This is a genomic window from Amycolatopsis sp. La24, assembly GCF_029087445.1.
In the GTDB taxonomy this organism is placed as follows: Bacteria; Actinomycetota; Actinomycetes; order Mycobacteriales; family Pseudonocardiaceae; genus Amycolatopsis; species Amycolatopsis nivea.
Genome location: NZ_JARACH010000044.1, coordinates 1 through 19822, shown reverse-complemented (window position 1 = coordinate 19822; position 19822 = coordinate 1). Strand labels below are relative to the sequence as shown.

The following is a 19822-nucleotide window of genomic DNA, read 5'->3' as shown; positions in this document are numbered from 1 at the left end:
ACCCGACCGGAAGGAGCGGACGTCGTGACCGACCGCATCAGCCATTGGATCGACGGCAAGCCGGTCGTCGGCACCGGACGCACCGGCGACGTGTACGACCCGGCGACCGGCCAGGTCAGCGCGCAGGTGGACTTCGCGGGGCCGGCCGAGGTGGACCAGGCGGTGGCCGCCGCGGCCGCTGCCTTGCCGGGCTGGCGGGGCACGTCGCTCGCCGGGCGCACGCGGGTGTTGTTCGCCTTCCGGGAGCTGCTCCAGGCGCGCAAACACGAGCTGGCGAAGATCGTGACGAGCGAGCACGGCAAGGTCGAATCGGACGCCGCGGGCGAGGTCGCGCGCGCGATCGAGAACGTCGAATACGCGTGCGGCGCGGCGCAAATGCTCAAGGGCGGGTTCAGCGAGAACGCCTCCACCGGCGTCGACGTGTACTCGATCGCGCAGCCGCTCGGCGTGGTCGGCGTGATCTCGCCGTTCAACTTCCCGGCGATGGTGCCGCTCTGGTTCGTGCCGAACGCGCTGGCGTGCGGCAACACCGTCGTGCTCAAACCGAGCGAGAAGGACCCGTCCGCGGCGCTGTTCATCGCGGAGCTTCTTGCCGAAGCGGGCCTGCCGTCCGGCGCGTTCAACGTGCTGCAAGGCGACAAAGTCGCGGTCGACGGACTTCTCGCGCACCCGGACGTCAAGGCGATCTCCTTCGTCGGTTCGACCCCGATCGCCCGCTACGTCTACGAAACCGGCACCAGCCACGGAAAGCGCGTCCAGGCGCTGGGCGGGGCGAAGAACCACATGGTCGTACTGCCGGACGCCGACCTCGACCTGGCCGCGGACGCCGCCGTGTCCGCCGGTTTCGGCTCGGCGGGCGAACGGTGCATGGCGGTTTCGGTAGTGGTCGCCGTCGAACCGATCGCGGACGAACTGGTGGCCAAAATCGTGGACCGGATGCGGAAACTGCGCGTCGGGGACGGCCGCAAACCGTCGTCGGAGATGGGCCCGCTGGTGACCAGGGCGCACCACGAGCGAGTTGCGTCCTATGTGGACACCGGAGTGGCCGAAGGCGCGGAACTCGTGATGGACGGCCGGGGCGTGGAGGCAGACGGCGAGAACGACGGATTCTGGCTGGGCCCCACGCTTTTCGACCGCGTCACGCCCAGTATGGCGGTGTACACCGACGAAATCTTCGGCCCCGTCCTGTCCGTCGCCCGGACGACGAGCTTCGACGACGCGCTGGCGCTCATCAACGCCAACCCGTACGGCAACGGAACCGCCATCTTCACCGGCGACGGACGCGCCGCGCGCCGCTTCCAGAACGAGGTCGAGGTAGGCATGGTAGGCGTCAACGTCCCCATCCCGGTGCCCGTCGGGTACTACTCCTTCGGCGGCTGGAAGGACTCCCTGTTCGGCGACACGCACGCCTACGGACCAGAGGGATTCCACTTCTTCACGCGGACAAAGGTGGTCACGTCCCGATGGCCGGACACGTCGCACGCGGGGGTGAATCTGGGGTTCCCGAAGAACTCGTGACCCGGGTTCACCACACGCCGTTTTCGCCGACGATGCTCGCCACCGTGCCGCTGTTCCCGAGCAGGCACACCGCGATGACTCGCTCGGCGGCCAGCCGTTTGCCGCGGGCCGGATTGACCGAATGAGTGCGGCCGCCCACGCGGAGCTGCCATTTTTCGGTGGTGCCCGGGCCGCGCGGGGTGTGCTTGAACCCGACCGGATAGTCGTCGGTGATCGGACCGGCGCCGAAATCGTGCACCGGCCCAGGCACGACCGTCAGCGGCGCGCGGCAGTCGGCGAACTGCCGCCGCCCGAACCGGACTGCCAGCACGAGGACGACCAGGGCGACCGCCACCGCCACCAACGCGGACGCGGTGAAGCCGGATTTGACGACCGCGACGACCGCGATCGCCACCTCGATCGCGACGAACCCCCAGACCGCCCAGAAGAAGCAGCCGAGCGCCTCCCCGCGCTGGCTCGGATGCAGTCTCCCGGCGAGATTGGCGGCGGCGACCTCGCCGGGATCGGCCTTCGCGGTCACGCGGCGACCACATTGACCAGCAATTTGCTGCGCGGGGTGAAGATCGCACCGTTGGTGCGGCCGCCGAGCACCCGGCTCTTCAGATCGGGATCGAGCCGGTAGCTCTTTCCGTTCACGACGAGGTAGGTGAAGGCGATCCGTTCCGTGATCTCGTACAGGTACATCGGGGGAAGGACGCCGGACGGCCGGTGCTGCACGTGCCCGAAATCGTGCGTCAAGCCCGCCACCACGTCGACCTTGCCCTCGCGCCAGTCCGCCAGCCGCCGTCGGATCGCGCGCCCGGGATACACCGCGAGCACCAGGAAGACGAGCGACATCACGTACAGGGACGCGTTCTTCGACCAGTAGGACACCAGCGGCTTGCCGAAGTAGGCGTTGATGTTGTTGGTGGCCTGGATCATGGCGGGGCTGATGCCGAACCAGATCGGAGTCAGGACCGCCAGCGCGACGAGGACGAGAAGCACCAGGACGAGCGTCCAGAAGTTGCCGTTCAGCACCATGTTCCGCTGGGACGGATGCAGGCGTCCTTCCCGGTTGGCCTGGTCGGCGGCCGCCTGCACAGTCTCTTCCCGCACCTGTTCTCCGCTCACGCCGGAAGGATGTTGACCACGATCTTGCTGCGCGGGATCACGCAGACGGTGTTGTTCCGGTTCGGCTGGAGGGCTTCGAACTGCCGTTCGGTGAGCCGGTAAGTGGTGCCGCCCGCGTTCATCTCCCATTGCGAGGTGCGGGCGAAGTAGTGCCGCACGCAGATCGGGTAGGCGTGGGACTGGCCGTCCTGTTCGAAGTTGTGGGTCCAGCCGGTGATGACGGTCAGCGGGCGGCTGAGGTTCTGGTAGCTGCGGAGGCAGCTGACCAGCAAGGCCACGATGAGGAGGAGCACGAACGGCGCCGCACCGAGAGTCTGCGCACGGTGCGGCCCGTCGAGGACGTTCGTGGTCAGCGGCAGGACGACCGCGAACACGATCAGCGCGGCGGCCAGTCCGAGCTGGAACCGGAACCACCCGCCGACCAGCAGGGACCGCTGGGACGGGTGCAGCCGCCCGGCCAAGTTCGCGGTCGCGACGGCGTCCGGTTTCATCGGGCTCCGCCGTCGAGCACGATGTTCACCAGCCACCGCCGGTTGCCCAGCACGCAGACGGCGGTGATCCGCTCCGCGACCATGCGATCCCACCGCGCGCGCTGGACGGGATACGTGCGCCCGCCCGCGCGCAACTGCCACCGCTCGGTCTGGCCAGGCCCGCGCGGGGTGTGCTTGAGGCCGATCGGGTAGTCGTCGGTGATCGGGCCGGAGCCGAAGTCGTGTGCCGGTCCGGTGATCACGGTCAGGGGCTCGCGGAACTCGGCGCAGCGCCGCACGCTGAACCGGACCGCGCCCGCGATCGCCGCCACGGCGACCGCGACCGCCAGCAGCGCGGAGGCGGTGAACCCGGACTTGACCACTCCCACGACCCCGACCGCGCCTATCGCCGCGGCGAACACCCAGACCGCCCAGAAGAGGGCGTCGAGGACCACCCCGCGTTGACTCGGGTGCAGTCTTCCGGCGAGGTTGGCGGCGGCGACCTCGCCGGGATCGGCCTTCGCGGTCACGCGGCGACCACGTTGACCAGGATCTTGCTGCGCGGGGTCAGAATCGCGGCGTTCGTGCGGTTGCCGAGCACTCGCTGCCGCATGTCGTAATCGAGCCGGTAGGTCTTGCCGTGCACGACGAGATACGTGAACGTCATCCGGTCGGTCATCTCGTAGAGGTACATCGCGTGCTGCCCGCGCGGCGGGATCTTGGTGACATGCCCGTAGTCGTGCGTCCATCCGGGCACCACGTCGAGTTTGCCGCTGCGCACCTCCGCCACCCGCCGCCAGATGAGCCGGGCGGGGAACACGGCGAGCGCGAGGAAGAACACCGTCAGCAGATACACCTGCCAGTTCAGCGACCAGTACGACACCGGCGGCAGACCGGCGTCGGCGTGCAACTGGTCCAGGCCCCGCACCTGGTCGGCGCTCACTCCGATCCCGATCGGTGCCATGATCGCGGCGGCGACGAACAGGATGATCCACACGACCGCCATCGAGAAGCCCGCGTTGAGGATCATCGTCCGCTGGGACGGATGCAGGCGTCCTTCCCGATTGGCCTGGTCGGCGGCCGCCTGCACGGTTTCGCTGCTCACTCTCCGGTGCCGCCTTCGCCGCCGCCCTCTGCCTTCTCGTGCTCGTTTTCATAGGCTTCGGATCCTTCGGAGTACCGGTCGTACTGCTCGTTCTCCTGCCTCCGGGCTTCGGTGCCGAGCCCCGCGCCGTCGGCCATCGTGAACGGCGGCCGGCCCTCCCCCTTCTCCCATTCCTGGAGCTTGAAGAACTTGCGCCCGTCCTCGGAGTACGTGTCGCCGGCGTGTTCGAAGTGTTCGCGGCCCGGCACCTTCTTTTTGGCGTTGTCGGTCCACCGATCGGCCTTTTCCGCGGCGCTCTCGGCCCTGCCCGCCTCCTTGAGATCGCCTGCCTTCTTCTCGAGACCGGCGGCGATGTCGACGCTCTTGTCCGTGACCTTGCCCGCGGCCTTGCCTGCCTTCCGCAGTGCGTTCGCCGCCTGCTCGATCGCGGCCTTGGACTTACCCGCGCTCTTCGCGAGCTTGTCCAGCTTCTCCACGACCTTCGCGATCCGGGTGCCGATCTTCTCCGCCAGGATCCCGCCCTCGACGACGGTGTCGGCGATGAACGCGGCGACCGTGCCGCCGAAGGTGCACCACGACGACGCCAGCGCGGCGATGCCCTTGACGATCAGCTCGCCCACGAACGACGAGATCATGTCGCGGATCAGCCCGCGTTCCGTGCCTACCAGGGCGGCGGCGACGTTCATCCCGGTGGACGCGGCGCTCGCCTGAGTGGCCGCGCCTTTGAGATAGCCGATGTACTCCTTCGCCTTGGCCTGGTACGCCTCGCCGCCTTGTCCCTGAAAGCCGGGGGCGACCTTGCTCGCCGCCTGTGTGTACTGGTCCGCGCTCTCGTTGAGCTGCTTCGAGATGTTCGACCAGGTCACCGCCTTGGCGGTGACGGCCTCCGGGTTGCCCGCGAGCTGGTCGAGGCCCTCCTTGAGGAAGCTGATGTGCTCGATCAGCCAGCCGACGCCGGCGCTGGCCAGCGTGCCGAGCGGGTCCATCGCCGCACCGAGCAGGTCGAGGCCGTCGGTGACCACGTCGACGCCGAAGTTGCCCCAGTCGCCGTGCCGGAGGTCGGTGAGCGTCGCCGCGCCGTCGTTGACGATGCCGGCACCGGAGGTCTGGGCGTTGAGGTTGTCCAGCTCGTTGGAGGACGACCCCATGTTCGTGGTCAGGCCGCTCGGCGATTCCGACTTCGCGACCAGCGGGTTCTCCTGTGTTTCGGTCATTCCGGCAGCTCCTTGCCGAGACCGTTGATGTGCCCGACGGTCTGCTTCTCGTGGTTGTCGTAGTGATCGTGCGCCTGCTGCAGGCGGTCCGCGATGTCGTCGGCAGTGTCCGCGACGTCCTGGACGAAGGAGGTCGCGACCGACATCCAGATCTGCAGCGGCGCCGCGAACACCTGGCCGACGAGGCCGAACGCGTCGTCGCCTAGGGACTGTCCGGACTCGGTCGCCTGCGCCGCGGTGTGCACCCCGGCCGCGATGTCCTCGACCTCGCCCTTGTGCGCACGCAGCGCCGGGAGGTCGACCTTCGATCCGTCTGCCATCAGTTCCTCCCCAGGAACGAGCCGCCGCCGTAGTAGTCGTCGTCGTCCGTCGGGTCCGGCGCCGGGCGGGCGGGGCGCGCGGGACGGGACGGCGGAGCGGCGGGAGGCGCGGAATCGTCCTGCGCGTCGAAAAATTGCGGCTGCGGCGGCGCGGGCGGGGCCGTTTCCTCCGGAACTTCCGGTTCCGGGATCTGTTCTTCGAGGAATTTCATCGCGTCGCTGTTCTCGCCGATCACCGGTGCCATGATCGCGGTCAGCTGCTGCGCCGCCTGGGCCTGGGCGCGCCGGGCGGTGGCCAGGACGGCGGCGGCGAGGGCGGTGCGGGGCATCTCGTCCGCGCGGGAGCCGAACTGGAGTTCCTGCAGCGCACCGGCGGTGTTGACGGTCGCGGTGACCGCGCCGTCCCGGCTCGTCGCGGTCGCCGACACGTGCTTCAGCCGTTCCTGGGCCTCCGCGGCCCGCTGCCGGATTTCGGCGATTTCGGGAGAAAGTGCGTTCATGTCGGCCACTGCTTTCGGATCGAGTGGTTCATAGTCTTTCCGAGGCAGAAAACCGGGTTCCGGTTCCCCGTGCAAGCGAAGTTCCGAGTTGCCCGGTTCGTCGCTATTAAAAATTGTTTGCCAGCCTTTTACTCCCGCTCGCCCGGACCGGAGGGCGCGCCGGGCACTGCCGGGTCCGTAAACTCGTTGTGAGGAGCAGGAGGACCGCGAAGGAGGTGCCGGTGGCGAACACGGACGAGCGTCGCTTCGAGGTGCTGCGCGCGATCGTCGCCGACTATGTCTCGAACCAGGAGCCGGTCGGGTCGAAGACGATCGTCGAGCGGCACAACCTCGGCGTTTCCAGTGCCACCGTGCGCAACGACATGGCCGCCCTGGAAGAAGAGGGGTACATCGCCCAGCCGCACACCAGCGCGGGCCGGATCCCGACCGACAAGGGGTACCGGCTGTTCGTCGACCGGCTTTCGGAGATCAAGCCGCTGTCGGCCGCCGAGCGGCGCGCGATCACCAGCTTCCTCGACTCCGGCACCGACCTCGACGACGTGCTGCGCCGGTCGGTCCGGCTGCTCGCGCAGCTCACCCGCCAGGTCGCGGTGGTGCAGTACCCGATGCTCACCAACACCGTGGCGCGCCACCTCGAGGTGGTCCCGCTCACGCCCGCGCGGCTCATGCTCGTGCTGATCACCGACTCCGGCCGGGTCGACCAGCGCACCGTCGACCTCGGCGACGTGGTCACCGAGGAGACCGTGCTGCGGCTGCGCACCGTGCTCAACGGCGCGCTCGCCGGGCGGCGGCTGGCCGACGCGGCGGCGAACGTGGCGGAGCTGCCCGAGGCCGCTCCGCCGGACCTGCGCGACCACCTCACCCGGATCTGCACCACACTGGTCGAATCGCTGGTCGAGCACCCGGAAGAGCGGATCGTGCTCGGCGGCACCGGCAACCTCACCCGCAACGTCGCGGACTTCCCCGGGTCGCTGCGCCAGGTGCTCGAGGCGCTCGAGGAACAGGTGGTGGTGCTGAAGCTGCTCGCCGCCGCCCGCAACCCCGGTGCGGTCACCGTGCTCATCGGTGAGGAAAATGAGGACGAGCAGATGCGCAGCACCTCGGTCGTGTCCATCGGCTACGGCCGGGACGACATGCTGCTCGGGGGGATGGGCGTCGTCGGGCCGACCAGGATGGACTACCCCGGCACGATCGCGGCGGTCCGAGCGGTCGCCAACTACGTGGGGCAGATCCTGTCCGGCCGCTGACCGGCGGCAGGCCGGGGACGTGGCGGAACACGAAGGAGAAGGCAGAGCAACGTGGCGAGGGACTACTACGGGATCCTCGGGGTGGCCAAGAACGCGAGCGATCAGGAGATCAAGCGCGCGTACCGCAAGCTGGCCCGTGAGCTGCACCCCGACGTGAACCCGTCGGAGGACGCCCAGCACCGCTTCGGCGAGGTGACCACCGCGTACGAGGTGCTCTCCGATCCGCAGAAGCGCAAGATCGTCGACCTCGGCGGCGACCCGATGGACGGGGGCGGCCGCGGCGGAGGCGGCGGCGACCCGTTCGCGGGCTTCGGCGGGCTCGGCGACATCATGGACGCCTTCTTCGGCGCCGCGGGCGGAGGCGGCGGACGGGGCCGCGGGCCGCGCAGCCGCGTGCAGCCCGGCTCCGACGCGCTGATCCGGCTCGGCCTCACCCTCGAGGAGTGCGCGACCGGCGTCGACCGCGAGATCACCGTCGACACCGCGATCGTCTGCGACCTGTGCCGCGGCGCGGGCACCGCCGAGGGCACCAGCACCAAGACCTGCGACACCTGCGGCGGGGCCGGCGAGGTCCAGTCCGTGCAGCGGTCGTTCCTCGGCCAGGTCGTCACCGCGCGCCCGTGCCCGGTGTGCCGCGGCTTCGGCGAGGTCATCCCCGACCCGTGCCGCCAGTGCGGCGGCGACGGCCGGATCCGGTCGCGGCGCGGCGTCACCGCGAAGATCCCGCCCGGCGTCGGCGACGGCATGCGGATCCGGCTGTCCGGCCAGGGCGAGGTCGGCCCCGGCGGCGGCCCGGCGGGCGACCTCTACGTCGAGATCGACGAGGCCCCGCACGAGGTGTTCGTCCGCGAGGGCAACGACCTGCACTGCAACTTCCGCATCCCGATGACCACCGCGGCGCTCGGCGCGACGGTCCCGATCGCCACCCTGGTCGACGGCGACTACGAACTCGACATCGAGCCCGGCACCCAGCCCAACACCGAACTGGTGCTCACCGGCAAGGGCATGCCGCGGCTGCGCTCGTCCGGCCGCGTCGACGGCCGCGGCGACCTGCACGTGCACATCGACGTCGTGGTGCCGACCAAGCTCGACGAGGCCCAGCGCGACCTGCTCGTCGACCTGGCCCAGCAGCGCGGCGAAGAGGTCCCGACGCTCGCCGCCAACGGCAGCAAGCACGGCGGCCTGTTCTCCAAGCTCCGCGCGAAGAACCGCTGACTGTGCCGGACACCACACTGCCGGTCTTCCTCGCCCCGGCGGTGCCCGCCGAAGGACGGGCGCTGCTCGACGGCGAGGAAGCCCGGCACGCGGCCACCGTGCGCCGGCTGCGCGTGGGGGAGCAGCTCGTGCTCTCCGACGGCGCCGGCGCGATGGCCCGCTGCGCCGTGGACGCCGTCGAAGCGGGCCGGGCGGCCTCGGTCACGCTCACGGTTCTCGAGCGCTGGCAAGAAGAACCGCCCGCGCTGCGCGTCCACGTCGCTCAGGCCCTCGCCAAGGGCGACCGCGGGGAATTGGCCGTCGAACTGGCCACCGAAGCCGGCGCGGACGCGATCGTGCCCTGGCGCGCCGCCCGCAGCGTCGCCCGCTGGGACGACGGACCCCGCGGCGAGAAAGCCCTCGCCCGCTGGCGCGCCACCGCCCGCTCAGCGGCCAAACAAGCCCGCCGCGCCCACGTGCCCGCCGTCGCGGAACCAGTCGGCACCCGCGAGCTCGCACAGCTGGCCGCCACGATGTCCGCGACGCTCGTCCTCGAATCCGGCGTCACCAGCAAACTCACCGACCTCGACCTCCCCGACGGCGGCGACCTCCTCCTCGTCGTCGGCCCCGAAGGCGGCATCACCGACGACGAACTCGCCGCCCTCGAACAAGCCGGAGCCACCACGGTCCGCCTCGGCCCGACCGTCCTCCGCACCTCCACCGCAGCCGCCGTCGCACTGGGCGCACTGGGCGTCCTCACCGGCCGCTGGCACTGACCGCCCGGCGCCCGCGAAACCCGGCAGAACCCCTAAACATCCGCACCAGGTGATGGCGCGCCGCAGCCCCGCCAGCTACTCTGCTTCGCAACGTGCGAACACGAGGGTTTCAGCCCGCCGCCAGGCGGGCATTACCCTTGAGTACGCGAACCCATACCCCGCCGGGCACCTCCCCCCTCGGTCCGGCGGAGCCGCGGCGGCGGTGGAGCGACCCCCAGGCTCCACCGCGCCGCGGCGTCTTCGTATCGCCTGGCGGCGATCCTTCGCCGCCGCGGTTCCCGCCATTACTCCCGGGGGGCCGAGCCCCCCGGACCCCCACGGTGCGGTGGTTGCGTGGCGTGCGGCGGTCGCCCTGCGTCATCGCCTTGGGGAGTGGGGGTTTGTAGGGTGTCGCGTATGAGTGATGCTGGTGCTGCGGAGACGTTGTTCGAGCGGATTATTGCTGGGGAGATTCCGGCGGACGTCGTGTATCAGGACGACGCCACGTTTGCGTTTCGGGACATCAATCCGCAGGCGCGGGTGCATGTGCTCGTGGTGCCTCGGAAGCGGTACCGGAACGTCGGGGAGTTGGCGGAGGCGGATCCGGAGTTGCTGTCCCAGGTGTTGTTGACGGCGCGGAAGGTTGCGGAGATCGAGGGGATCTCCGGCAGTGGGTATCGGGTGGTTTTCAACACTGATGCTGACGCCGGGCAGACGGTGTTTCATGTGCATGCCCATGTGCTCGGCGGGGAGCAGCTCGGGTTGTTCGGGAAGCCGCAGGCCGGGGTGCACTGAAACCGGGCTGCGAGCGGGTGTCGGGGACAAGTAGCATCTATGGGGTCCCTGTACGTTGACTTGCGAAGTGCGCAGAAAGCAGGACCGAGGCCACGTGGCCGGAACTGAGACGGGTGGAGCCGCCCGACCTGACAATCGGGTATCGGCCGAGGCACAGGTTCGATTCCCGATCCCGGAGGCGGCTCAGCTGAGCCTGCTGGGGTCCCGGGACGAGAACTTGCGGGTGGCCGAAGAACTGCTGGCTGCTGACGTGCACGTGCGCGGCAACGAGGTCACGCTGACCGGTGCCGCTGCCGATGTGGCGTTCGCGGAGCGGGTCTTCACCGAGCTGGTGCAGCTCGCCGGCGGCGGGCAGCAGGTCGGGCCCGACACGGTGCGGCGGACTGTGGGGATGCTGTCCAGCGGCGACGCGTCGCCCGCGGAGGTGCTGAGCCTCAACATCGTGTCGCGGCGCGGGAAGACCATCCGGCCCAAGACGCTGAACCAGAAGCGATACGTCGACGCGATCGACAAGCACACGATCGTTTTCGGGATCGGGCCCGCCGGTACCGGCAAGACGTACCTCGCGATGGCGAAGGCCGTGCAGGCGTTGCAGGCCAAGCAGGTCACGCGGATCGTGCTGACGCGTCCGGCGGTCGAGGCCGGCGAGCGGCTCGGGTACCTGCCGGGCACCTTGAACGAGAAGATCGACCCGTATCTGCGGCCGCTCTACGACGCGCTGCACGACATGGTCGAACCGGAGTCGATTCCGCGGCTGATGCAGGCGGGGACGATCGAAATCGCACCGCTCGCATATATGCGGGGTAGAACGCTGAACGACGCCTTCATCATCCTCGACGAGGCGCAGAACACCACGCCCGAGCAGATGAAGATGTTCCTCACCCGCCTCGGGTTCGGCGCGAAGATCGTCGTCACCGGCGACATCACCCAGATCGACCTCCCCGGCGGGCAGCGCAGCGGGCTCCGCGTCGTGCGCGACATCCTCGGCGGTGTCGAGGACCTGCACTTCGCCGAGCTCACCAGCCAGGACGTCGTCCGGCACAAACTGGTCGGCGACATCGTCGACGCGTACGAGAAGTGGCAGGCCGTGCAGGACGCGCAAGAGCAGCAGACCGGCGGCTGGAAAGGCACCCGCCGATGAGCATCGAGATCGCCAACGAATCCGGCGTCGACGTCGACGAGGCGTCCATCGTCTCCGCCGCGCGCTACACGCTGGAGAAAATGGAGGTCAGCCCGCTCGCCGAGCTGTCCATCCTGTGCGTCACCCTCGAGGTGATGGAAGACCTCCACGAACGCTGGATGGACCTGCCCGGGCCCACCGACGTCATGGCCTTCCCGATGGACGAACTCGACTCCTCGCGCCGCCCCGACGCGCCCGACTCGTCCCCGGCGCTGCTCGGCGACATCGTGCTCTGCCCGGCCTTCGCGAAAGACCAGGCGAAAACCGCGGGCCACCGGCTGATCGACGAACTGCACCTGCTCACCGTCCACGGCTGCCTGCACCTCCTCGGCTACGACCACGCCGAACCCGCCGAGGAACGCGAGATGTTCGGGCTGCAGAAGCGGATCCTCGGCGAATTCCAGGCCGCGGTCGCCGCGCACCAGGCCCGCGACGCGCAACGCGACGTCGACGACCGCGTGCTCGGCATCGCCGGGCTCGACGCGCCGCGGCCCGGGGAAACGCCCTAGGCTCCGACGATGGGAAACCCCCCGGCACAGGTCGTCATCGCGGTGACGCTGGTGCTGCTCGCGGGCGTGTTCGCCGCCGCGGACGCCGCGGTCGGCACGGTGTCGCAAGCCCGGGTCGACGGCCTCGTCCGCAACGGCCGCGTCGGAGCCCGCCAGCTCGCCGCGGTCGTCGCCGAACGCCGCAGGCACATCAACCTGCTGCTCCTGCTCCGGCTGGCCTGCGAACTCACCGCCACGGTGCTGGTCACCGTGTCCTTCGTCGCCTGGTTCGACCGGCTGTGGCTCGCCATCCTGGTGTCCGCGGTCGTCATGGTCGTGGTCAGCTACGTCCTCATCGGCGTCGGCCCGCGCACCATCGGCCGCCAGCACCCGTACCGCGTCGGCACGATCGTCGCCGGGCCGGTCCGCGCCCTCGGAACCGTCCTCGGCCCGCTGTCGCGGCTGCTGATCGTGCTCGGCAACGCGATCACCCCCGGCCGCGGCTTCCGCGAAGGCCCGTTCACCTCCGAGGTCGAACTGCGCGAACTCGTCGACCTCGCCCAGGAACGCGGCGTCGTCGAGGACTCCGAACGCGAGATGATCCACTCGGTGTTCGAACTCGGCGACACCGTCGCCCGCGAGGTCATGGTGCCGCGCACCGAGATCGTGTGGATCGAACGCACCAAGACCGTGCGCCAGGCCCTCGCGCTCGCGCTGCGCACCGGCTTCACCCGGGTCCCGGTGATCGACGATTCGGTGGACGACATCGTCGGCGTGGTCAACATCAAAGACCTCATGCCCGAGTACATGGGCCCGGACGGGCCGAGCACGGTCGTCGGCGCGGTGATGAACCCGGCGAGCTTCGTGCCCGACTCCAAACGGCTCGACGAGCTGCTCAAGGAAATGCAGCGCACGCACAACCACATGGCGATCGCGGTGGACGAGTACGGCGGCACCGCCGGCCTGCTCACCATCGAGGACATCCTCGAGGAAATCGTCGGCGAGATCACCGACGAATCCGACGCCGACGAGCGCCCCGAGGTCGAGGAGCTCGAGGACGGCTCGGTCCGCGTGTCGTCCCGGCTCGGCGTCGACGACCTCGGCGAACTGTTCGGCATCGACCTCGAAGACCACGACGTGGAGACCGTGGGCGGGCTGCTCGCCGAGCGACTGGGTAGGGTCCCGCTGCCGGGGGCCGAAGCCGAGGTCGCCGGTCTTCGGCTGTTCGCCGAAGGGGGCAAGGACCGCCGCGGCCGGATGCGCATCACCTCCGTGGTCGTCCGGCCGTCGTCGGCGCGCCCGCGCACCCGCCCGCCCCAGCCCGAAGAGCACGACAGGAGAGTCGAACATGCCTGACCTCGACGCCGAGGACCAGAAGCTGGTCACGCTGGCCCGTTCGGCCCGCGCCCGCAACGGCGCGGACGAAGGCGCCGCGGTCCGCGACACCGACGGCCGCACCTACGCCGCGACCACCGTCGACCAGCCGTCGTTCAAGCTCACCGCCGTGCAGGCCGCCGTCGCCGCCGCGCTGTCCAGCGGAGCCGAAGGCCTCGAAGCCGCCGCCGTGGTCACCGCGGACGCGCTGGTCGCCGAGGCGTCCGTGCACGCGGTCCGCGACGTGGCCAAGACCGCGCCGATCATCTTCGCCGACCCGTCCGGCGCCGTCGTCGAGGTGCTGCAGTCGTGACCGAACCGCACCGTTCCGGTTTCGCCTGCTTCGTCGGCCGCCCCAACGCGGGCAAATCGACGCTCACGAACGCGCTCGTCGGCACGAAGGTCGCGATCACCTCCAGCAAGCCGCAGACCACCCGGCACGCCATCCGCGGCATCGTCCACCGCGACGACGCGCAGCTGGTGATCATCGACACCCCGGGCCTGCACCGTCCGCGCACGCTGCTCGGCCAGCGGCTCAACGACATCGTGCACGAGACCTGGTCCGAAGTGGACGTCGTCGGGTTCTGCGTGCCCGCCAACGAAAAAGTCGGCCCCGGCGACCGGTTCATCGCCGCCGAGCTGAAGAAGATCGCCCGGCGCACCCCGGTGATCGGCATCGTCACCAAGACCGACCTCGTGAAGCCGGAGCAGGTCGCCGAGCAGCTGGTCGCGCTGCAAGAGGTGATGGAGTTCGCCGACCTCGTGCCGGTGTCCGCCGTCGACGGTTTCCAGGTGCAGACGGTCGCCGACCTGCTGGTGCAGCGGCTGCCCGAAGGCCCGCAGCTGTACCCGGGCGGCGAGCTCACCGACGAGCCCGAGCAGACCCTCGTCGCCGAGCTGATCCGCGAAGCCGCGCTCGAAGGCGTCCGCGACGAACTGCCGCACTCCATCGCGGTGACCGTCGAGGAAATGCTGCCGCGCGAGGACCGCGACGACCTCATCGACATCCACGCGCTGCTGTACGTGGAACGCCCCAGCCAGAAGGGGATCATCCTCGGGCACAAGGGCGAACGGCTGCGCGAGGTCGGCGCGACCGCGCGCAAGCACATCGAGCGGCTGCTGGGCACGAAGGTGTACCTCGACCTGCACATCAAGGTCGCCAAGGATTGGCAGCGGGACCCGAAGCAGCTCCGCAGGCTGGGTTTCTGACCGGTTGTGGCCGTGCCCGGCGGCGCGGGCGGGTAACGTCGAGCCGAACCGCATCCGATTTGTCCAGGGGGACCGCATGACCGGCCCGTATCCGCCGTCGTACGGTTACCCGCCGCAGTATCCGCCGCCGCCGGACAGCAACCTGGTGTGGGCGATCCTGGCGACGGTGTTCTGCTGTCTCCCGCTGGGGATCGTCGCGATCGTCAAGGCCAGCCAGGTGAACACCTTGTGGTACCAGGGATACGCGGCCGAAGCGCACCGCGCGGCGGACGAGGCGCGCAAGTGGGCGATGTGGTCGGCGCTCAGCATCGCCATCCTGATCGGGCTGTACGTGCTCGTCGCGATCATCGTGCTGGCGGTGGCCGGGAACGTGCTCTGGTGGCATTGAGCACCGTCTACACCGGACAGCCGGCGCGCGGAACCCGTGCGGTGGCAAGGGCTCTCGCGGGCCCGGCGGCCGCGGCGGGCGGCATCGGCCTCGCCTGCGTCGCGGTGTGGTTCGGCGATCCGACCACCCCAGGCGGCCCGCTTCCGGTGTGCCCGACCAAGCTGCTTTTCGGGATCGACTGCCCGGGCTGCGGCGGGCTCCGGATGGCCTACAGCGTGCTGCACGGCGATTTTTCCGCGGCACTGCACTACAACGCGGTAGCGCTGGTGTTCGCCGCGCTCTTCGCGTGGAGCGGTCTCGCCTGGACGATGGGACGGCTGCGCGGCCGGACGATGCGGTCCTGGCTGCATTGGCGCTGGACGCCGCACGTCGTCGCGGTCGTGTTCGTCCTGTGGTTCGTGGCGCGCAACGTTCCGTTCTCGCCGTTCACCGGCCTGTACGTCTGAGTTAGCCCCGTTTTCGCTGTGCCTGGAACGGTTCCGGCGGCAGTGCCGTCCCCCGCATCACCCGATGCGGACACCTGCTCGGCCCGGCCTCGCCAGACGAGGTACGCTCCCGCGCACTGACGTGTCCACAGCGGACGCGGCCAGGCCCAGCTTGCTGCAACGAGGGGGACACTCGATGACCTATTCCTACGGCCAGTCCGGCGGACCGCCGTTCGGCGCGCCGCCGGGACAGCAGGCACCGGGGTACCCCCAGCCCGCCGGCTTCGGCCAGCCGTACGGCCGGGTCTACGCGGACTGGGGCCAGCGCGCCGGCGCCTATCTCATCGACTTCGCCCCGCTTCTCGGCGGGGTGCTGATCGCCCTGCTCGTGTCGCTGTTCTCCGGCGTCGGGGGCACGATCGTCTACCTCCTCGCGATTCTCGGCAGTCTCGCCTGGACGGTCTTCAACCGCTGGATCAACGGCGGCAACACCGGCCAGTCGCTGGGAAAGCGGATCGTCGGGATCAAACTCGTCAGCGAGGCCACCGGCGAACCGATCGGGGCCGGGATGGCGTTCGTCCGCGACCTCGCGCACGCGCTGGACAGTATGGCGTTCGCGCTCGGCTACCTGTGGCCGCTGTGGGACGACAAGGCGCAGACGTTCTCGGACAAGATCCTCAGCACCGTGGTGCTGCCCGCGGGTCCCCAGCCTTCGGGCGCGGCGGGTTTCGGGCAGGGCGGATTCGGGCAGCCGGGCGGGTTTTCCGGTCAGCCTGGTGGGTTCGGTCAGCCGGGTCAGCCCAGAGGGTTCGGCCAGCCCGGCGGTTTTCCCGGTCAGCCGGGCGGTTTCCCTGGCACCGCGCCGCAGCCTGGTTTCGGGCAGCCCGCCTCGGGCGGCTTCCCCGCGCAGCCGTCGCCGAACGCCGGTTTTCCCGCCGCACCGCCCGGATTCGGGGCTCCGCAGCCGGGATTCGGCCAGCCACCGGTCCCGGGAACCCCGCCGCAGCAAGGATTCGGCCAGCCGCAGCCCGCTTTCGGGCAGCCGGGCCAGCCGCAGCCGGGATTCGGGCAGCCGTCCGCGGGAGCGCCGCAGCCGGGCCCCACGCCGTTCGACCAGCCCGAGCCGACCCAGGTCGTGCGCCCGCCCGCGCCCCAGCAACCACCGTCCGAAGCGTTCGGCGCCGCCGAACGCACCCAGGTCGTACATCCGGCAGGCGAGCCGGAGGCGACGCAGATGATCAAGCCGGAATCGCCGAAGCCCGGTCCGGCCCAGTCCTGATCCGCACCGGATCACGGTAAGTACGAGGAACTCGGGGGAACCCAGATGACCAATCCCTACGGCCAGCCCCAGCAGCCCTACGGCGGCCAGCCGCAGCAGCCCTACGGCCAGCAGCAGCCGTACCCGCAGTCCGGTGCGACGCCGGCGCAGCCGTACCCGCAGCAGCCCTACGGCCAGCCCGCCCCGTACGGCCAGCCCGCTTTCGGCGGCGCGCCCGGCGGCGACCTGAGCGCCATCAAGGACTACAAGGGCTGGGCGATCGGCTGCATCTTCCTGATGTGGATCCTCGCGATCTTCGCGATCATGAAGTCGAACGAAGTCCAGTCGTACAAGATGCAGGGCAACTACGCGATGGCCCAGCAGGCGTCGCAGACGACGAAGACCCTGTGCCTCATCGCCACCATCATCGGGGCGGTCGCCTGGGCCGTCGCGATCATCATGATCATTGTCGGCATCGTGGCCGCGTCCGAGGTGCACAGCTACTACTGCACCGGCAGCTACTGCTGAACCAGGGTGTCCCGCCCCGGCGTCGCCCCCGAAGTGGGACGATGTCGGGGTGGTGAACCTCTACCGCGACACCGGGGTGGTGCTGCGCACGCACAAGCTGGGCGAGGCCGACCGGATCGTCACCCTGCTCACGAGGCGGCACGGCAAGGTCCGGGCCGTCGCGAAGGGCGTGCGGCGCACGTCGTCGCGGTTCGGGGCGCGGCTGGAGCCGTTCGGGCACGTGGACGTGCAGTTCTATCCCGGCCGGTCGCTCGACGTCATCACCCAGGTCGAGACCGTCGACGCGTTCGCGCTGCCGCTGGTGGCCGACTACCAGCGCTACACCGCGGCGTCGGCGATCGCGGAAACCGCGGACCGGCTCTCGGCCGAAGAGGGCGAACCGGTCATGAAGCTGTACCTGCTGGTCGTGGGCGCGCTGCGGGCGCTGGCCGGCGGGCAGCGGGACGCGTCGCTGGTGCTCGACGCGTTCTTCCTCCGGGCCATGGCCTACGCCGGCTGGGCCCCGGCCATCACCGAATGCGCCCGCTGCGGCCTGCCCGGCCCGCACGCCGCGTTCAACGTCGCCGCGGGCGGCTCGATGTGCCCGGACTGCCGGATCGCCGGTTCGGTGCATCCCGCGCCCGAGGTGCTGACCCTGCTGGACGCGCTGCTGCAGGGGGAGTGGGCGGTCGCGGAATCGTCGCCGGGGATCACCCGCCGGGACGCGTCCGGCCTGGTCGCGGCGCATCTGCAGTGGCATCTGGAACGGCAGCTGCGGTCGCTCCCGCTCGTGGAGCGGCGTGCCCGGGAAGCCGCCGGGCCGGGCCCAGTAGGGTCGGCCGGGTAGGAAATCCATTCTTCAGGAGGCCGGGAGTGCTGCGCAGGGGACGGGAGACCCGCTCGGCGGGGTACGAGCTGCGGGCTCCGGATCCGCATCCCTCGGGCGCGAAGCCGCCGGAGATCCCGGCGGACCTGGTGCCGAAGCACGTCGCGCTCGTCATGGACGGCAACGGCCGCTGGGCCAACCAGCGCGGCCTGCCGCGGATCGAGGGCCACAAACGCGGCGAGGCCGTGATGATCGACGTCGCGAGCGGCGCGGTCGAACTCGGCGTGAAGTGGCTTTCGGTGTACGCCTTCTCGACGGAGAACTGGAAGCGCAGCCCCGAGGAAGTCCGGTTCCTGATGGGCTTCAACCGCGACACCATCCGCCGCCAGGTCGACTACCTCGGCTCGATCGGCGTGCGCATCCGCTGGGCGGGGCGGCGGCCGAAGCTGTGGGCAAGCGTGATCAAGGAACTGCAGGTCGCCGAAGAGAAGACCAAGAACAACACCAAGCTCAACATGACCATGTGCGTCAACTACGGCGGCCGGGCCGAACTGGGCGACGCGATGCGCCGGATCGGCCAGGACGTCGCGGCGGGCAAGATCAACCCGGACAAGATCGACGAACGCACCATCGGGAAGTACCTGTACCAGCCGGAAATGCCGGACGTGGACCTGTTCCTCCGGCCGTCCGGGGAGCAGCGGACGTCGAACTTCCTGCTGTGGCAGTCGGCGTATGCGGAGATGGTCTACCAGGACACGCTGTTCCCGGACTTCGACCGGACCCACCTGTGGCAGGCGTGCCTCGACTTCGCGAAACGCGACCGCCGGTTCGGCGGCGCGGTGGACCAGGCAGGGAGCACGAAATGAGCACCGCGGAAGCCGCCGAGACCGGCGCACTGCTCACCCGGGCGCGCGAAGCACTGGAACGGTACCTAGAGGTCCACGTCGACGACGACGGCGCGATCACGTTCTCCCACGCGGACGTCCCGTGCGTCATCCAGGCCACCCGCCTCGCCGACGGCCTCACGGTGCTCAGCCTGACCTGCGTAGTGGCCTGGGACCTGCCCGACGACCCAGCCCTGGCGGTCGCCGTCGCCGAACGAGCCGGACAGGGTCTGTTCGGGACCTTGGGTGTGGGCCACACGGAGCGCGGGGTGGACGTGACCCTGCGGTATGCGTTCCCGGCTGAGGGGATGGAGCCTTCGCCGCTGGGGACGTTGCTGATGCTGGTGGTTTCGACTGCTTCGCAGCTGCGGACGGAGTTGCCTGGGGTGGAGGCCTGAGCCGGGTTTCGGCTGGGGTTGTGGTTTTCGCTTCGCTGCTGCTGTGGCATCGGTCTACGCGGTCTGGTGGCGGGTTGGCTGCCTGATTGGCTTGGCGCTCCCGTGCGTGTCGCTGCTGTCTGGGCTCTTGGCGAAATCTCCTTGGCCAGACCATGTTTCGCGCCCTGCCTCGCCCGGACGGAACTCGCTGGTGCCTCGCCCGCACGTGCTTCTGCTGCATCACGGATCTCCTTAGCCGGGCCGAACTTCGCGCCTTGACCAGTTCGCCGTTGGCAGGTGCCCTGCTTGGCTTCCGCGTTCGCAGCCACTCCGCTATCCGTCTCGGCTGGGGTCGCGCGTCGGGCTGGAGTTCCGCCGTCTGTTCGGTGTGCGGCTTCGCTGCTCTTCTATGGAGGCTGCTGGGCCACTCGTCCCGGCTTGGGTTGCGTGCGGAGCCCCGCCGCCTGCCTGATGCGCCGCTTCGCCTCCAAGCTTTCCTGCCCAGGCCTCTCCGCTACTCGTCCCGGCTTTGGCTGGGTGCGGAGCCCCGCCACCCGCCCGATGCGCCGCTTCGCTGCCAGCCCTCCCGTCCAAGCCGTCCACCCCCGGCCCGACCCCGCTCCCTCCCCGCACCGCCCGCCCGGATGCGCCGCTTCGCGGCCAAGCCCTTCCGTCAAG

At 69.9% G+C, this 19822-nt stretch carries 25 protein-coding genes; 17 read left to right on the top strand and 8 right to left on the bottom strand.

Annotation, left to right across the window (positions count from 1 at the left end):
- Nucleotides 1-24: 24 nt before the first annotated feature.
- Complete coding sequence (locus PUT80_RS31850) at nt 25-1518, top strand: CoA-acylating methylmalonate-semialdehyde dehydrogenase (protein ID WP_238605196.1); 1494 nt, start codon at nt 25-27, stop codon at nt 1516-1518.
- Between the two features lie 7 nt (nt 1519-1525).
- Here the strand turns inward: PUT80_RS31850 and PUT80_RS31845 are convergent, their stop codons facing one another.
- The 8 genes from PUT80_RS31845 to PUT80_RS31810 are packed head-to-tail and all read right to left on the bottom strand — an operon-like array spanning nt 1526 to nt 6237.
- Nucleotides 1526-2038, bottom strand: a complete 513-nt coding sequence (locus tag PUT80_RS31845; protein WP_275294387.1) for a hypothetical protein — start codon at nt 2036-2038, stop codon at nt 1526-1528.
- Nucleotides 2035-2628, bottom strand: coding sequence for a hypothetical protein (locus PUT80_RS31840; RefSeq protein WP_275294386.1), 594 nt, complete (start codon nt 2626-2628; stop codon nt 2035-2037). The genes PUT80_RS31845 and PUT80_RS31840 overlap by 4 nt, the downstream gene beginning before the upstream one ends.
- Complete coding sequence (locus PUT80_RS31835; RefSeq protein WP_275294385.1) at nt 2625-3119, bottom strand: hypothetical protein; 495 nt, start codon at nt 3117-3119, stop codon at nt 2625-2627. The genes PUT80_RS31840 and PUT80_RS31835 overlap by 4 nt, the downstream gene beginning before the upstream one ends.
- On the bottom strand, nt 3116-3628 hold the full coding sequence (locus PUT80_RS31830) for a hypothetical protein (RefSeq protein WP_275294384.1): 513 nt from the start codon (nt 3626-3628) through the stop codon (nt 3116-3118). Before PUT80_RS31830 ends, PUT80_RS31835 begins: the two co-directional genes overlap by 4 nt.
- Complete coding sequence (locus PUT80_RS31825) at nt 3625-4203, bottom strand: hypothetical protein (protein WP_275294383.1); 579 nt, start codon at nt 4201-4203, stop codon at nt 3625-3627. The genes PUT80_RS31830 and PUT80_RS31825 overlap by 4 nt, the downstream gene beginning before the upstream one ends.
- On the bottom strand, nt 4200-5417 hold the full coding sequence (locus PUT80_RS31820) for a PPE domain-containing protein (protein ID WP_275294382.1): 1218 nt from the start codon (nt 5415-5417) through the stop codon (nt 4200-4202). The genes PUT80_RS31825 and PUT80_RS31820 overlap by 4 nt, the downstream gene beginning before the upstream one ends.
- The gene (locus PUT80_RS31815) at nt 5414-5737 is read right to left on the bottom strand and encodes a type VII secretion target (protein ID WP_275294381.1); all 324 of its coding nucleotides are present in this window, start codon (nt 5735-5737) and stop codon (nt 5414-5416) included. Before PUT80_RS31815 ends, PUT80_RS31820 begins: the two co-directional genes overlap by 4 nt.
- Nucleotides 5737-6237, bottom strand: coding sequence for a YbaB/EbfC family nucleoid-associated protein (locus PUT80_RS31810; protein WP_275294380.1), 501 nt, complete (start codon nt 6235-6237; stop codon nt 5737-5739). The genes PUT80_RS31815 and PUT80_RS31810 overlap by 1 nt, the downstream gene beginning before the upstream one ends.
- Nucleotides 6238-6458: 221 nt before the next feature.
- Between PUT80_RS31810 and hrcA the strand changes: the two genes are divergently transcribed.
- The 16 genes from hrcA (at nt 6459) to PUT80_RS31730 (ending at nt 19165) form a co-directional block, all read left to right on the top strand.
- Entirely contained in the window at nt 6459-7484 is a 1026-nt protein-coding gene (hrcA, locus tag PUT80_RS31805) for a heat-inducible transcriptional repressor HrcA (protein ID WP_134733033.1), read from the top strand.
- Between the two features lie 51 nt (nt 7485-7535).
- Nucleotides 7536-8699, top strand: a complete 1164-nt coding sequence (gene dnaJ / locus PUT80_RS31800) for a molecular chaperone DnaJ (RefSeq protein ID WP_037813614.1) — start codon at nt 7536-7538, stop codon at nt 8697-8699.
- Nucleotides 8700-8701: 2 nt separating this feature from the next.
- Complete coding sequence (locus PUT80_RS31795; RefSeq protein ID WP_037813609.1) at nt 8702-9454, top strand: 16S rRNA (uracil(1498)-N(3))-methyltransferase; 753 nt, start codon at nt 8702-8704, stop codon at nt 9452-9454.
- A gap of 396 nt (nt 9455-9850) precedes the next feature.
- Nucleotides 9851-10228, top strand: coding sequence for a histidine triad nucleotide-binding protein (locus PUT80_RS31790; RefSeq protein ID WP_275294379.1), 378 nt, complete (start codon nt 9851-9853; stop codon nt 10226-10228).
- Nucleotides 10229-10322: 94 nt separating this feature from the next.
- Nucleotides 10323-11369: a PhoH family protein gene (locus tag PUT80_RS31785; RefSeq protein WP_134733035.1), complete on the top strand. Its 1047-nt coding sequence runs from the start codon at nt 10323-10325 to the stop codon at nt 11367-11369.
- Complete coding sequence (gene ybeY, locus PUT80_RS31780; protein WP_043837412.1) at nt 11366-11917, top strand: rRNA maturation RNase YbeY; 552 nt, start codon at nt 11366-11368, stop codon at nt 11915-11917. Before PUT80_RS31785 ends, ybeY begins: the two co-directional genes overlap by 4 nt.
- A 9-nt stretch (nt 11918-11926) precedes the next feature.
- Nucleotides 11927-13252 carry a CNNM domain-containing protein gene (locus PUT80_RS31775; protein ID WP_037813598.1) on the top strand — a complete coding sequence of 442 codons (1326 nt, stop codon included), beginning with the start codon at nt 11927-11929 and terminating at the stop codon, nt 13250-13252.
- On the top strand, nt 13245-13583 hold the full coding sequence (locus PUT80_RS31770; RefSeq protein WP_275294378.1) for a cytidine deaminase: 339 nt from the start codon (nt 13245-13247) through the stop codon (nt 13581-13583). Before PUT80_RS31775 ends, PUT80_RS31770 begins: the two co-directional genes overlap by 8 nt.
- Nucleotides 13580-14479, top strand: a complete 900-nt coding sequence (gene era, locus PUT80_RS31765; RefSeq protein WP_037813591.1) for a GTPase Era — start codon at nt 13580-13582, stop codon at nt 14477-14479. The genes PUT80_RS31770 and era overlap by 4 nt, the downstream gene beginning before the upstream one ends.
- A 76-nt stretch (nt 14480-14555) precedes the next feature.
- Nucleotides 14556-14867 (top strand): CD225/dispanin family protein, encoded by a 312-nt coding sequence (locus PUT80_RS31760; protein ID WP_037813589.1) that lies wholly within the window; start codon nt 14556-14558, stop codon nt 14865-14867.
- Nucleotides 14858-15313, top strand: a complete 456-nt coding sequence (locus PUT80_RS31755; RefSeq protein ID WP_162473062.1) for a DUF2752 domain-containing protein — start codon at nt 14858-14860, stop codon at nt 15311-15313. Before PUT80_RS31760 ends, PUT80_RS31755 begins: the two co-directional genes overlap by 10 nt.
- A 175-nt stretch (nt 15314-15488) precedes the next feature.
- On the top strand, nt 15489-16571 hold the full coding sequence (locus PUT80_RS31750) for an RDD family protein (RefSeq protein WP_051728994.1): 1083 nt from the start codon (nt 15489-15491) through the stop codon (nt 16569-16571).
- Between the two features lie 45 nt (nt 16572-16616).
- Nucleotides 16617-17078: a CD225/dispanin family protein gene (locus PUT80_RS31745; RefSeq protein WP_037813587.1), complete on the top strand. Its 462-nt coding sequence runs from the start codon at nt 16617-16619 to the stop codon at nt 17076-17078.
- A gap of 49 nt (nt 17079-17127) precedes the next feature.
- Entirely contained in the window at nt 17128-17904 is a 777-nt protein-coding gene (recO, locus tag PUT80_RS31740) for a DNA repair protein RecO (RefSeq protein ID WP_037813585.1), read from the top strand.
- 26 nt (nt 17905-17930) lie between these two features.
- Entirely contained in the window at nt 17931-18749 is an 819-nt protein-coding gene (locus PUT80_RS31735) for an isoprenyl transferase (RefSeq protein WP_037813582.1), read from the top strand.
- Nucleotides 18746-19165, top strand: a complete 420-nt coding sequence (locus tag PUT80_RS31730; RefSeq protein WP_275294377.1) for a hypothetical protein — start codon at nt 18746-18748, stop codon at nt 19163-19165. The genes PUT80_RS31735 and PUT80_RS31730 overlap by 4 nt, the downstream gene beginning before the upstream one ends.
- The last annotated feature ends 657 nt before the right edge of the window (nt 19166-19822 follow it).

Bases quoted from the DNA above. Each gene is read 5' to 3' on its own strand.
- PUT80_RS31730 (WP_275294377.1), top strand. From the start codon at position 18,746: ATGAGCACCGCGGAAGCCGCCGAGACCGGCGCACTGCTCACCCGGGCG.
- PUT80_RS31750 (WP_051728994.1), top strand. From the start codon at position 15,489: ATGACCTATTCCTACGGCCAGTCCGGCGGACCGCCGTTCGGCGCGCCG.
- PUT80_RS31820 (WP_275294382.1), bottom strand. From the start codon at position 5,417: ATGACCGAAACACAGGAGAACCCGCTGGTCGCGAAGTCGGAATCGCCG.
- PUT80_RS31835 (WP_275294385.1), bottom strand. From the start codon at position 3,119: ATGAAACCGGACGCCGTCGCGACCGCGAACTTGGCCGGGCGGCTGCAC.
- PUT80_RS31810 (WP_275294380.1), bottom strand. From the start codon at position 6,237: ATGAACGCACTTTCTCCCGAAATCGCCGAAATCCGGCAGCGGGCCGCG.
- PUT80_RS31770 (WP_275294378.1), top strand. From the start codon at position 13,245: ATGCCTGACCTCGACGCCGAGGACCAGAAGCTGGTCACGCTGGCCCGT.
- PUT80_RS31775 (WP_037813598.1), top strand. From the start codon at position 11,927: ATGGGAAACCCCCCGGCACAGGTCGTCATCGCGGTGACGCTGGTGCTG.
- PUT80_RS31815 (WP_275294381.1), bottom strand. From the start codon at position 5,737: ATGGCAGACGGATCGAAGGTCGACCTCCCGGCGCTGCGTGCGCACAAG.
- PUT80_RS31790 (WP_275294379.1), top strand. From the start codon at position 9,851: ATGAGTGATGCTGGTGCTGCGGAGACGTTGTTCGAGCGGATTATTGCT.
- ybeY (WP_043837412.1), top strand. From the start codon at position 11,366: ATGAGCATCGAGATCGCCAACGAATCCGGCGTCGACGTCGACGAGGCG.
- PUT80_RS31745 (WP_037813587.1), top strand. From the start codon at position 16,617: ATGACCAATCCCTACGGCCAGCCCCAGCAGCCCTACGGCGGCCAGCCG.
- PUT80_RS31760 (WP_037813589.1), top strand. From the start codon at position 14,556: ATGACCGGCCCGTATCCGCCGTCGTACGGTTACCCGCCGCAGTATCCG.